We start from the raw sequence: 13,810 nt of genomic DNA on the forward strand, positions 1-13,810 counted from the left end.
TGAGTTCAAGCAGATAAAAACCTAAATAAATGAAGAGGTGACAATCGTGAATAAAAAAGTTTTATTCATTATAACAAGTAGAGCACAATATGAAGACGGTACACCAACAGGATTATGGTTAGAGGAAGCAAGTGAACCGCATCATATTTTAACGGAAGCAGGTATCGACGTAGATATCGTTTCAATTGAGGGTGGAGAAATTCCTTTAGATCCAAATTCAACTCAAAATGATGAATTAACGAAATACGCACAATTTGTAGAAAAAATTAGTGATGTGCCAAATATAGATCATATTAATGTTTCAGAATATGATGCAGTATACCTACCAGGAGGTCACGGTACAGTATTTGATTTCGCGCATAATCAAAAATTAACGAATATATTGTCTGATTTTAAAGATGAAGGCAAATTTATCAGTTCTGTATGTCATGGTCCAAGTGCATTTGTCGGTGCAAAAGACAAAAATGGTAAATATCTTGTAGAAGGTGTTACTTTAACATCCTTTACAGATAATGAAGAGCGTACGATGGGACTAGAAAATAAAGTACCATTTTTAACGCAAACAGAGTTAGAGCAACAAGGCGCTAAATTTGTTCCAAAAGATAACTTCACAGAACATGTTGAAACAGATAACCAATTCATCACTGGCCAAAATCCTCAATCTAGTGTAGCAATCGGTGAAGCACTAAAAGATGCCTTAAAATAGCTAGTCTTTAAAAACCAGGTGATTTTAGATAACCTAAACTGCTAACAAGTATAAAACTTGTTAGTAGTTTTTATTTTTTCATAATTTAATTAAGATTTGTGTTTAAATAGTTATTCTTTGTTAAAATAAAAGTAATGCTATAATAAAGCAACACATAAATTATAAGTAAATTGTAGCATTTAGTAATTCTAACTAGGGTATCGATTTAGTTTTATAATTGAATATTGTATAATAATTAAGATTAAAGTTTAAACTCGAAATAAAGTACTATAGACAAATAGGAGTATATAAAATGAAATTTACGAATTTAACTGCAAAAGAGTTTGGTGCATTTGTTGACCATATGCCCAACAGTCATTTTACACAAATGGTAGGGAATTATGAGTTGAAAATTGCAGAAGGTACAGAAACGCATTTGGTAGGCGTGAAAAATAATGAAAATGAAGTTATAGCAGCCTGCTTATTAACTGCTGTACCGGTTATGAAAATATTCAAATATTTTTATACAAATCGTGGACCGGTGATTGATTTCGAAAATAAAGAACTTGTCCATTATTTTTTCAATGAATTAGCTAAATATGTGAAAAAACATAATGCATTGTATTTAAGAGTAGATCCATACCTTGCATATCAATATCGAAATCATGATGGAGATGTATTAGAAAATGCTGGTCATGATTGGATTTTCGATAAAATGAAGCAACTTGGATATAAACATCAAGGGTTTTTAACTGGTTTTGATCCAATTATTCAAATAAGATTCCACTCTGTTTTAGATTTAAAAGATAAGACAGCAAAAGATGTCCTAAATGATATGGATAGTTTGCGTAAACGTAATACAAAAAAAGTTCAAAAAAATGGTGTGAAAGTCAGATTCTTAGGCGAAGATGAATTACCAATTTTCCGTTCGTTTATGGAAGATACTTCAGAATCGAAAGATTTTGATGATAGAGAAGACAGCTTCTATTACAATAGACTGAAGTATTATAAGAATCGTGTATTAGTGCCATTAGCCTATATGGATTTTGAAGCATACATCGATGAACTCAAGTCAGAGCGTGAAGTGTTAAGTAAAGATATTAACAAAGCGCTTAAAGATATAGAAAAACGTCCAGAAAATAAAAAAGCATATAATAAAAAAGAAAATTTAGAAAAACAACTTATTGCAAATCAACAAAAGATTGATGAAGCTAAATCATTACAAGAACAACACGGTAATGAATTACCAATTTCAGCAGCATTCTTTATCGTCAATCCATACGAAGTAGTGTATTATGCGGGAGGAACATCTAACGAGTTTAGACATTTTGCAGGAAGCTATGCAATACAATGGAAAATGATTAATTATGCAATCGATAATAATATCGATAGATATAACTTCTATGGCATTAGTGGTGATTTTTCGGAAGAAGCAGAAGATGCAGGTGTTGTGAAGTTTAAAAAGGGATTCAACGCTGATGTAGTTGAATATGTTGGTGATTTTATAAAACCAATCAATAAGCCAATGTACAAAATTTATACAATGTTAAAGGGATTAAAAGATAAAAAGTAATATGTATTATATTTAGAAAGGAACTAGCTATAATGAAATTTACAGAGTTAACTGTCAAAGAATTTGACAATTTTGTACAAAATCCAGCATTAGAGAGTCATTACTTTCAAGTAAAAGAAAATATAGCTACTAGAGAAGAAGATGGTTTTCAAGTTGTTTTATTAGGCTTAAAAGATGATGATAATCAAGTTATCGCAGCTAGTCTTTTCTCTAAAATCCCAACTATGGGAAGCTATGTTTATTATTCAAACCGTGGTCCAGTCATGGATTATAAAGATTTAGGTTTAGTTGATTTCTATTTACGTGAATTAGATACTTATCTTCAAAAACAAAATTGCTTATATGTAAAAATGGATCCTTATTGGATATACCAAATTTATGATAAAGATATTCATCCAATGGCTGATCATCAAGAAAATGATGCGCTTGTTAATTTATTTAAATCTCATGGATATACGCATCATGGGTTTACAACAGAATATGATACATCAAGTCAGGTTAGATGGATGGGTGTACTTAATTTAGATGGTAAAACACCTGCGTCATTAAAAAAACAGTTTGATAGTCAAAGAAAACGAAATATAAATAAAGCAATTAATTTCGGCGTGAGAGTAAGATTTTTAGAAAGAGAAGAATTTGATATCTTTTTATCACTTTATCGTGAAACTGAAAAACGTGCTGGTTTTGTATCCAAAACGGATGAATATTTCTATAATTTCATAGATAATTATGGGGATAAAGCTTTGATTCCTCTAGCTTATTTAGATTTAGATGAATATGTTACGCATACACAAGAAAGTATTAATGAAAAAGAAGCACGTAGAGATCAAATGATGCAAAATGAGAATAAATCTGACAAGCAATTGAAAAAAATTGCTGAAATCGATAAACAAATTGAACATGATAAAAAAGAATTATTACATGCGAGTGAATTAAGACAGACAGATGGCTCAATCTTAAATCTTGCAGCAGGCGTATATTTTGCTAATGCATATGAAGTGAATTACTTCTCAGGTGGGTCATCTGAGAAATACAATCAATATATGGGGCCATATATGATGCATTGGTTTATGATTAATTATTGTTTTGATCACGGATATGGTCGTTATAATTTCTATGGCTTATCTGGTGACTTCACTGAAAATAGTGAAGACTATGGTGTTTACCGATTTAAGCGTGGTTTCGGTGTACAAATCGAAGAATTAATTGGTGATTTTTATAAACCAATCAAAAAAACAAAATATAAGTTATTCAATACGCTTAACAATATTAGGAAAAAAATTAAAAAATAAAAAATAAAAAAGAAAGCATACTGGTATATAAGCCCTAAGCCAGTATGCTTTCTTATGTTCAAAAAAGGCAGCGACATAATGTATTCGCCGAACCTCATTTTATTTTGGCAATAGATGACTGAACTGAAGCTCTGATAAACCCTAATAATTTTTCAATTCTAGTCATTTTTGCCGCGGCTGAAAATTAGATTTCTGCCCACTCCTTTTATGTGGATAATCATGCGATGTCTATTCTGGTTGTTTCCACATTTTTAGTATATAACTCACTCATAAGAAACGCAATATTATTTTATTCTATAATTGAAATAGTAAATTCCTATAATATATTATTAATTTATTATAATTTTAAAATGTGCTTACTATACATTTACATTTTAAATGCATTTTTAAAAGAATAAATTAACGTAAGGCGTCTATGAGATAAGTTATTCCAATAATAAAGAAAACTGCGCTCATAAATACAGCGATAATAACAGCAGCGATCAATGGATTAAATAATAATATTACACCCAATATAATTTCTATAATATTTAATAAGATAGATACCATATGAAATCGTTTGTTTGAACCTTCTGCGGGTGTAATTGTAAACATATTTAAAACTGCATTAATAATAAACCATATAGCAAATAAGTAAACAATAAATGTCGTACTTGTTACTACATTAAATAATATAAGCATGCCGATGATGATGTTGATAATACCTAAGACAATCAGCAAATTTGAACCCTTTTGCGTAGCTTGTTTCATAATGCGTCTCACAAAAATTTCAATGAAACCGTTAATAACGAATAAAATACCTATTAGCCAAGTAATAGCAAATAAATTTTCTTCAGGAAAACTAATGATAAAAACACCTATAATCAAGAAGAAAACACCAATTAATAAACTGGACCATCTAATTCCCGTTTTTTGTTGCATGTTTTACACTCCAATCTTAATAACATTTACCCGTAATGAAAGAATTCAACACTTTGGTAAATCATAATAATGTTATGTTAACAAAAACGAATAGCAAAGTAATCTGTTTTGTTTGATTTAATCAATATTTAGGTCCAATGTATAAGATATAGGGTTTTAAAATAAATATTCATTTTACGTTAGGGAGTGTTTGATTAATGGGTATTTCGATTCAAAAATCAATTTATAAAAAGATACTAAAAAATTTAGCTACTGAACCGTTTAGTGTAACGTTTTGGGATGGTTCAGTGGTAAATTATAACGATGGAGTTGCTAAATTCCATTTAATTTTTAACAAACCGTTAAATAAAAAACTTCTAAAAACAAATCCCATGATTGCATTAGCTGAAGGCTATATGGATAAAGATATTGAAGTCGATGGGGATTTAGAATATATTATGGAATCCATTTTTTCACAACAAAGAAGTTTTATAAATAAACCTAAGCAAAAGCATGTGCATTCTCGAAAAAAATATAAAAATACTAAAAAAAATGCTAAAGAAAATGCTTCATTTCATTATGACTTAGGCAATGATTTTTATCGCTTATGGTTAGATAAAACGATGAATTATTCATGTGCATATTTTAAAACGAAAGCAGATTCGTTATATACCGCTCAAGTTAACAAGATTAACCATATATTAAAAAAGTTAAATTTACAGTCTGGCCAGAGTTTATTGGATATTGGATCTGGATGGGGACATCTTATTATTGAAGCTGCAAAACAATATAATGTTCAAACATTAGGTATTACATTAAGTGAAGAACAATATATCAAAACAAAAGAACGCATAAAAGCTGAAGGTTTGATTGGCCAGGTGGATGTTAAGTTAATGGATTATAGAGAACTTATTAATGAAAAAAGAACTTTTGATCGAATTGTAAGTGTAGGCATGTTAGAACATGTTGGGCATGATCATATTCCTATATTCATGGAAAATACACATAAGTTATTGAACGATGGCGGTGTGGCATTGTTACATTGTATTACTGGACTTGTTGAAGTAGAAGGTAACGACTTTCTCACTAAATATATTTTCCCCGGAGGTGCAATTCCTTCAATAAGAGCATTAGTTGACAATATGTCACAGAATAACTTGAAAATTGTAGATGTAGAAAGCTTAAGAAGGCATTACACTTTAACTTTACGTAACTGGGCAGAAAATTTTGAAGCAAATATAGATAAAGTACGCGAACAATTTGATGAGCGATTTATAAGAATGTGGCGTTTGTATTTAAATGCATGTGCGGCAAACTTCACATGTGGTGTTTCCGATTTGCATCAATTTTTAATCACAAAAGGTGTTAATAATGAACTTCCAATGACAAGAGATTATTTATACTGTGATAATTAATACAAAAATTTTGATAAATGGTGTTGAAACTTAATTTTCTGTTTTAACACCATTTATATTTATATAGTACTTAAAGTAATTGGCATTTATAGTTTACTTTATTTATGTTATGTAAACTATAAATATTATAGGTTTAATTAAAAACCATACAGTTAAAGATTATTGCGAGTAATGTTTGATAGCATTCTCGCTTATATTTTTAAAAATTGTAATTATTTTAATAAAGCTATATCATTTTGAAACGCTGAGAAGTTGATTTTTGAACGTTGAACTTCGTTTTTGTGTATCAATGTAGACATTGTTGCAAATGAGCGAACAATAATTTGTTTATAAATTTGTTATCGGTATTTAGATCTCTACAGTAAGATTATATATTGAGCATTGCTGTTGAAAAATTAAAAGCAAATGAATGAAACTAAATACATATAGTGATGATGACTAACATAGACATATTTAAATTGAAATTGTTGTTAATGTATGTTTTCAATTCATTTTAAACGTAAAGTTTTTGATGATTTATCAAACCTAGATTAAGTAATACTTGAACTTTATTAAAGTAAGTGATAAATATCTTTTAAATAAGACGAAAATCGGCATACATATTTCAGTTAATATTTTAGTTTACATAATATATATTATAGGAAGTTATGTATATTTTGATATAGGGCACCTATTTTGCATTAATTTATATTTTAGTTTCTGTTTAAATTAGATTATGAGTTATATTAATACTGTATTCATGACTGTAAATATCAAACGACCATGTGTTTTTATAGCCAGTAAGTTAGATTGTATGTTAAATATTTGCTGTAAATCTATAATTTATTATTGTTGATTTTGACGTAGTTATTTAACGTAATTAACAGATAATGTCATATAAAATATATGCCTTTATCAAATCGTAATTTTTTTGATTTAATAAAGGCAATATTATTATTGATTGTTCTTTACATAAACTTCAATTGAGTCTTTAATGAATTGAGCGGTGCCGGTTCCAAATTTATCAATATTTACTTTGAATCGTTCGTCTTCGACATACAAATGACCTAAACGTTCAAAGATATCTAGTGTGTAATCAAAATCTATGTTTGAATTTAAATAATCATACCATTTTTGCACATTTGATTGGACTTCAACAGATTCTGGCGATTGACTTTTTAAATTGGCAAAAGTTGAAAAGATATCATTCATTTCTTTAGTTTTTACATCTTTTTCTTTATCTGACCATGAGTTGATATGCTCGTTCGCTTTCGTAACGGTAGAATCGCCCCACTTTTTACGTGCTTCTTCATCATAGCTTTTGGGTAAATTATCAAAATTAAAACCCTTGAATTTTTCTTCATTTGTCATAGTTATTTCTCCCCTCATATAGCGTAACGTTTGATCGATTGTTTGAATCATTTGATCGGTTCGATTTTTTCGATCTATAAGCAATTGTTTGTGCATTTTTAAGGCTTCTTGTCTATCAAAGGATGGGCTAGCAATGATTGATTTAATTTTTTTAAGAGGAAAATCTAGCTCTCTAAAAAATAATATTTGTTGTAGTTTATCTAAGTCTGCTTCTGAATATAGCCGATACCCTGATTTAGACAGTTTGGTAGGATTTAATAAATGAATTTCATCATAATAATGTAACGTACGCACACTGATACCTACTAAATCTGCAATCTGTTTAACTGTCATTTGCATTTAATTTACCTCCTTATATAATAACTATAATCTTTAACGGAACGTTAGGGTCAATAATAACTTTTTACATAATTTATAGCAGTATAAAAAAAGTCCCTGAGACAAAATATGTCTGGGACTTTTAACCATATTAGTTGACGCAATTATTATGGGATTAATTTTCTATGTTATATTTAAATAATTATTTTCTTCTTTTAAACTCATGTGCTTCGTCTTCAGGTGAGATACCACGTTTTCGCATTTCTTTAAGCGCCTTTTTTTCTCGACGTTTACGTCTAAAGTCACGTGTGAAATACCAAATTAAAAAGCTCATGATTAAACTTAGTACCGCCATAAATGCAGCAAAACCTAATAATGGCTCGTAAGTAATATTTTCGAAATTAGGTATTAAGAATGCAGCAATAGCTAAAATTACAAATGTTAAAATAGCTGATGTAAACCATTTATTTAAAACAAGTGTACAGAATAATGTAACTATTATAACAGCTACCACTGTAATCCATAAAAAATTGGGTAAATCAAAAATAGTCATTTATAGCGCTCCTTATAAAAATCGACATATTTGTCATTATAACAATATTATTATACTAAACGAAATTATATATCATATCCATCTTGAGTCGTATAATAATATATTAAAATATTGCTTCAATCACGTCAATGAACATTTATTTTGTTCAATTAGAAAGTTTGTTTTCTGATGCGAATTTAGCATATAAACGCACAATTGTATCTTACTAGTTGATTTCATGTATAATTAAAATTGAATTTATTATACATGACTAGGAGTGATTAAATGGCGGATACTTTACCACTTAGAAATGAAGTTTCTGAAGAAATAACTTGGGACATTTCAGCTCTGTTTTCTTCCGATGAAGCATTTTATCAAAATTTAGAAAATACAACAGCTACTGCTAAAACATTTAATGAAAACTATGTTCATCAATTGGATAATCCTACTATGATTGAAAAGGCATTGGCTATATACTCTGATATACTGATAGAATTAGATAAAATGGCAAACTATGCAGAGTTGAGATTAAGTGTAGATACAACAAATGAACAAGCACAAACATTAAGTGCTAAATTTTCAAATACTTATGGGAAAATTGCCAGTGAATTATCATTTGTTGAGTCCGAAATATTGGCACTTTCAGATGAAACATTCAAGCGTTTTATCTCAACATCTAAATACCCACATTTTTTGGAAAAATTAAAGGCACGCAAAACTTATCAACTTAGTCCTGAAGTTGAAAAAACATTAGCAAGTTTATCATCAGTGTTTGAACGCCCTTTTGAATTATATGGTATCACTAAGATGTTAGATATAGAGTTTGATCCATTTGAATATAAAGGCAAAACATACTCTTTAGATTATGCTACTTTTGAAAATGAATATGAAGATCATCCAGAAGAAGCATTTAGAAGAATTAGTTTCAAAAAGTTTAGCGATGCATTAAATAAGTATCAACATACAACTGCTGCGACATATAATATGCAAGTACAACAAGAAAAAATTGAAGCAGATCTACGCGGTTATGATTCTGTAATAGATTACCTACTACAAGATCAAGAAATTAATCGAGATATGTTTGATCGCCAAATTGATGTTATTATGAGTGATTTAGCACCTATTATGCAAAAATATGCAAAATTGATTAAACGTGTTCATGGCTTAGAAGTCATGCATTTTGAAGATTTAAAAATATCTATAGATCCTAATTACGAACCCGATATCTCTATTGATGATTCTAAAAAGTATATTTATGGTGCATTAAATGTTTTAGGTAAAGATTATTTAAATATGGTTGAAACGGCCTATCAAGATAGATGGATAGATTTTGCTCAAAATAAAGGTAAAGATACTGGTGCGTATTGTGCAAGTCCATATGCTACACATTCATATATATTTATTTCTTGGACTGGAAAAATGACTGAAACCTTTGTTTTAGCACATGAATTAGGTCATGCTGGCCATTTTACCTTAGCACAAAGTCATCAAAATTATTTAGAATCAGAACCCTCCATGTATTTTGTAGAAGCACCATCGACAATGAATGAAATGCTAATGGCAAATTATTTATTTAAAAACAGTAGTGATGCTCAATTTAAGCGCTGGGTAATTGGTTCTATCGTTTCTAGAACTTATTATCACAATATGGTAACGCACTTACTAGAAGCAGCGTATCAACGCGAGGTATATAAAAAAGTTGATGATGGTGAATCATTGACTGCACCGTTATTGAATCGAATTATGTTGGATGTTTATTCTCAATTTTTTGGAGAAAGTGTTAAATTCACAAAAGGTGCAGAACTTACATGGATGAGACAACCACATTATTATATGGGATTATATTCGTATACGTATTCTGCTGGTTTAACAATTGGTACGGTAATGTCACAACGTATTCAGCAAGAGGGACAACCTGCTGTGAATGATTGGTTAACTACATTGAAAGCAGGAGGTAGCCAATCACCTGCCGAATTAGCTCAATTAGCTGGTATTGATATTAGCACGGATCAACCACTAAAAGCGACAATTGCATATATAGGTAACTTGGTAGATGAGTTAGAACAACTTACAGATGAAATCGAGGCTGAAGATCAATAACTATAATATAAACAAAAATTTATCTTAAATATAAAGCACGATGCCGATAAAATAAGCAAATCCGGATTTCCAACTGGATGTAGCTAATATTCGACATCGTGCTATTTGTATTTAATCATATGATTCGTAACGTTCACCTGTAACAAAGTAAAAAATGCTTTCTGCAACATTGCTAATGTGGTCACCAATACGTTCTAAATGTCTAGCTGCTAGATGTGCTTGTCCTGCAACAAAAGGGTCGTTATCTATTAAATAAGTTGTGTTAACGATATTTTTATATAAATCATCTATATCTTCGTCACGTTCGATAATTTCCTTAATTAAAGTGACATCATCTCTTTTTACTGCATCATCTAAATCTTTTAACATTAATAATGCGAGTTTACCCATAGTATTCAATCTTGTAAGCACATATTCATCGGTGATTTTAGCGCGTAATCTAATTTCAGCAATATTTGCGGCATTATCACCTATTCTTTCGAAATCAGAAGCGATTTTTAGTGCAGCCATCATTAATCTTAAATCAGTAGCAATAGGCTGTTGTTTGGTGATTAACATAATCACTTTTTCATTTATTTCTGTTTCTAAGGCATTAATATCCTTATCGTTCGCAATCGTTTGGCGCGCATAATTTCTATCCTCTTCACTTAACGATCTTAATGCATATTCAATATTATAATATACGTGAAGGCCAAGTCGACGTAAATCTTTCATTAATTCGTCTAATTGGCCTTCATATTTTTCTCTAATAACCATATATTAACCGAAGCGACCAGAGATATAATCTTCTGTTTGTTTGTCTGAAGGATTAGAGAAGATTTTATCAGTGTCGTCGTATTCATTTACATAGCCGTTAAGGAAAAATGCTGTTTTATCAGAAACACGCGCAGCTTGTTGCATATTATGTGTAACAATAATAATTGAATATTTTTCTTTTAACTCTTGTACGAGTTCTTCTACTTTCAATGTTGAAATTGGATCCAACGCAGATGTTGGTTCATCCATTAAAATAACATCTGGTTCAATTGCTAATGTACGTGCGATACAAACACGTTGTTGTTGACCACCTGATAAGCTATATGCATTTGTATCTAAGCGGTCTTTTAACTCATCCCATATTGCAGCGCCACGTAAAGATTTTTCGACAATTTCGTCAAGAATCTTTTTATTTTTAATACCATGTATTTTAGGTCCGTAAGTGATGTTATCATATATAGATTTTGGGAATGGGTTCGGTTGTTGGAAAACCATTCCGACATTTGTTCTTAATTTTTCAACAGAATATTTTTCATCAAAAATATTCTGATCACGGTAAATGATTTTACCTGCTGTTTTAACAGATGGCACAAGTTCTACCATTCTATTTAATGTTTTAATATAAGTAGATTTACCACAACCTGATGGTCCTATGATTGCAGTGACATTATTTTCTAAAATATCTAGATTGATGTTTTTTAAAGCATGATTATCGCCATACCATAAATCTAAATTTTTTGTAGAATAGACTATTTTTTTCTCACTATCAGGAATTTTATTGTCATTTTTATTTGTTTCTCTATCAATCGATGCAATTGGTGCAGAATCTTGATTTGTATGTTCTGCGATTTTTGATTTTTCTTCTTTAATTGTATCTTTAGTCATAATTAAAACTCCTTTTGCGATTATGTTATAAACTATAAAGTTATAATTTTCCCCAAAATAACCGCTTAATTAAATTTGATTTTGAAATAACATTAATATTTTTTACTGTATTTGTTTCTTAAGAATATTGCGATTGCGTTCATTAGCAGTAAAATCACTAGCAAGACAATGATACCGGCCGACGCAACATTTTGGAATTCATCTTGTGGTAGTTTTGCCCAATTGTAAATCGACATTGGCAACGCTTGGAATTGGTCGAATACACTTGAAGGTAAACTTAATAATACGGTTGGTATACCAATGAGTATGAGTGGTGCAGTTTCACCTAATGCACGAGATAATGCTAGAATGAAGCCTGTTAATATACCAGGAATCGCTGCTGGTAATACAACGCGACGAATCGTTTGCCATTTGTTTCCACCTAAGCCATATGAAGCTTCTCTAACAGAGCTTGGTACCGATCTGATGGCTTCTTGGCTTGCAACGATAATGACTGGTAAGATAAGTAACGACATAGTTAAAGCCGCAGCAAGTACAGAGTTACTTAAAGCAAGCGCTTCTATACCCATACCTCTTACAAAAATAGTGAGACCAAGTAAACCAAAAACGACTGAAGGTACACCAGCTAAGTTTGAAATACTAACTTTAATAAAACTTGTTAATGCATTATCTTTAGCATATTCTTCTAAATAAATTGCTGTACCTACACCCAATATAATTGAAATTGGAATAATAGTAATCATTAACCAAATTGTACCGATTAAACCGCCTTTCACACCGGCCATTGAAGGCGTAGAAGATGAGAAATTGGTGAAGAACGACGGTGTTAAATGCCCTGCACCTTTAATGAGTGTATCTATAATTAAAGCAGCTAAAAAAAGTAAGGCTACTAAAGTACATGTGAAAAATGCCCATTTATTGAATTTATTTGTTGCTAACCTACTGGAAAGTTTTTTCTCAACTTTTTGTTGATTAACAAGCGCTTTAGTATTTGTCTCTGCCATTTTAATACTCCTCTCTAAAGCGTTTCGTAATCCATTGTGAAATTAAATTCATCACAAGTGTGAATAAGAATAGTGTGAAACCAACAGCATAGATACTGTAATAGATATCAGAGCCAAATGTCGCATCTCCTGTTGCAACTTGTACAATATATCCAGTCATCGTTTGGATAGATCCGGTTAAATCTAATGAAGAACTTGGAGTACTACCTGCTGCAAGTGATACAATCATCGTTTCCCCGATTGCACGTGAGACAGCTAATACGATAGATGCCATAATACCTGAAGTAGCAGCTGGTAATATCACTTTTGTGGCAACTTCAAATTTTGTTGCGCCTAAACCAAGTGCACCTTCACGCATTTTATTTGGCACAGATGACATCGCGTCTTCACTCATGCTCGAAATTAGTGGAATAATCATAACGCCTACGACAATACCTGGACTAATTGAATTGAAACTACCTAATTCAGGAAATATTGCACGGAGTACAGGGGTAACAAATGTTAAAGCGAAAAAGCCGAAAACAATTGTTGGTATCCCAGATAATATTTCTAAAATCGGTTTTATTATTTTTCTCACTCTTGTAGAAGCATATTCACTTAAATATAAAGCAGCGCCTAATCCTAAAGGAACAGCAACAATTGTTGCAATAACTGTTATTTTAAGCGTACCTAAGATCAATGCCCAAATGCCATATTGTGGTGTTGATGAGAATGGATTCCAATCTTTGGAGAATAAAAACTCAGTAATTGGAACACGTGTAAAAAATGTAATGGTCTCTGTTAATAATGTAACGATTATCCCTACTGTTGCTAAAATTGAGCAAATTGCAATGATTCCCAGAATGATCGGTACAATTTTATCGCTAATACCTTTTTTCTTAGCATTGTTTTTAGCAATCATTTCACTAACAGAAGTATTCTGATTAGCCATGTAAATACCCTTCTTTCTTATAGACTCCCAATATTTAAAATAAAAGTCGGGATTGTTCATCATCTAGTG

The 13,810-nt window shown here is 30.7% G+C and carries 12 protein-coding genes; 5 read left to right on the top strand and 7 right to left on the bottom strand.

Annotated features, from left to right (window positions below; all coding sequences use genetic code 11):
• Positions 1–46: 46 nt before the first annotated feature.
• The 3 genes from KA883_RS00665 (at position 47) to KA883_RS00675 (ending at position 3,550) form a co-directional block, all read left to right on the top strand.
• Entirely contained in the window at positions 47–706 is a 660-nt protein-coding gene (locus tag KA883_RS00665; RefSeq protein ID WP_046208313.1) for a type 1 glutamine amidotransferase domain-containing protein, read from the top strand.
• Between the two features lie 292 nt (positions 707–998).
• Entirely contained in the window at positions 999–2,258 is a 1,260-nt protein-coding gene (locus KA883_RS00670; protein WP_046208312.1) for an aminoacyltransferase, read from the top strand.
• 32 nt (positions 2,259–2,290) lie between these two features.
• A complete protein-coding gene (locus KA883_RS00675) occupies positions 2,291–3,550 on the top strand; it encodes an aminoacyltransferase (RefSeq protein ID WP_046208311.1) in 1,260 nt (419 codons plus the stop codon).
• A gap of 399 nt (positions 3,551–3,949) precedes the next feature.
• Here the strand turns inward: KA883_RS00675 and KA883_RS00680 are convergent, their stop codons facing one another.
• Positions 3,950–4,471, bottom strand: coding sequence for a DUF308 domain-containing protein (locus tag KA883_RS00680; protein WP_046208310.1), 522 nt, complete (start codon positions 4,469–4,471; stop codon positions 3,950–3,952).
• A gap of 197 nt (positions 4,472–4,668) precedes the next feature.
• Between KA883_RS00680 and KA883_RS00685 the strand changes: the two genes are divergently transcribed.
• The gene (locus KA883_RS00685; RefSeq protein WP_046208309.1) at positions 4,669–5,865 is read left to right on the top strand and encodes an SAM-dependent methyltransferase; all 1,197 of its coding nucleotides are present in this window, start codon (positions 4,669–4,671) and stop codon (positions 5,863–5,865) included.
• A gap of 933 nt (positions 5,866–6,798) precedes the next feature.
• Here KA883_RS00685 and KA883_RS00690 read toward each other — a convergent pair.
• A complete protein-coding gene (locus KA883_RS00690) occupies positions 6,799–7,554 on the bottom strand; it encodes a MerR family transcriptional regulator (protein WP_210139816.1) in 756 nt (251 codons plus the stop codon).
• Positions 7,555–7,735: 181 nt separating this feature from the next.
• Positions 7,736–8,086 carry a hypothetical protein gene (locus tag KA883_RS00695; protein ID WP_070038133.1) on the bottom strand — a complete coding sequence of 117 codons (351 nt, stop codon included), beginning with the start codon at positions 8,084–8,086 and terminating at the stop codon, positions 7,736–7,738.
• A 264-nt stretch (positions 8,087–8,350) separates the two neighbouring features.
• Between KA883_RS00695 and pepF the strand changes: the two genes are divergently transcribed.
• The gene (pepF, locus tag KA883_RS00700; RefSeq protein ID WP_046208306.1) at positions 8,351–10,165 is read left to right on the top strand and encodes an oligoendopeptidase F; all 1,815 of its coding nucleotides are present in this window, start codon (positions 8,351–8,353) and stop codon (positions 10,163–10,165) included.
• A gap of 111 nt (positions 10,166–10,276) precedes the next feature.
• Here the strand turns inward: pepF and phoU are convergent, their stop codons facing one another.
• From phoU to pstC, 4 genes are all read right to left on the bottom strand, one after another.
• Positions 10,277–10,921, bottom strand: a complete 645-nt coding sequence (gene phoU, locus KA883_RS00705; protein WP_046208305.1) for a phosphate signaling complex protein PhoU — start codon at positions 10,919–10,921, stop codon at positions 10,277–10,279.
• Between the two features lie 3 nt (positions 10,922–10,924).
• The gene (gene pstB / locus KA883_RS00710) at positions 10,925–11,806 is read right to left on the bottom strand and encodes a phosphate ABC transporter ATP-binding protein PstB (protein WP_046208304.1); all 882 of its coding nucleotides are present in this window, start codon (positions 11,804–11,806) and stop codon (positions 10,925–10,927) included.
• A gap of 92 nt (positions 11,807–11,898) precedes the next feature.
• Positions 11,899–12,810, bottom strand: a complete 912-nt coding sequence (pstA, locus tag KA883_RS00715) for a phosphate ABC transporter permease PstA (protein WP_019468772.1) — start codon at positions 12,808–12,810, stop codon at positions 11,899–11,901.
• Between the two features lies 1 nt (position 12,811).
• Positions 12,812–13,741, bottom strand: coding sequence for a phosphate ABC transporter permease subunit PstC (gene pstC, locus KA883_RS00720; RefSeq protein ID WP_046208303.1), 930 nt, complete (start codon positions 13,739–13,741; stop codon positions 12,812–12,814).
• Positions 13,742–13,810: the final 69 nt, after the last annotated feature.

It is taken from the genome of Staphylococcus sp. GDY8P54P, assembly GCF_017892645.1.
GTDB lineage: Bacteria > Bacillota > Bacilli > Staphylococcales > Staphylococcaceae > Staphylococcus > Staphylococcus ureilyticus.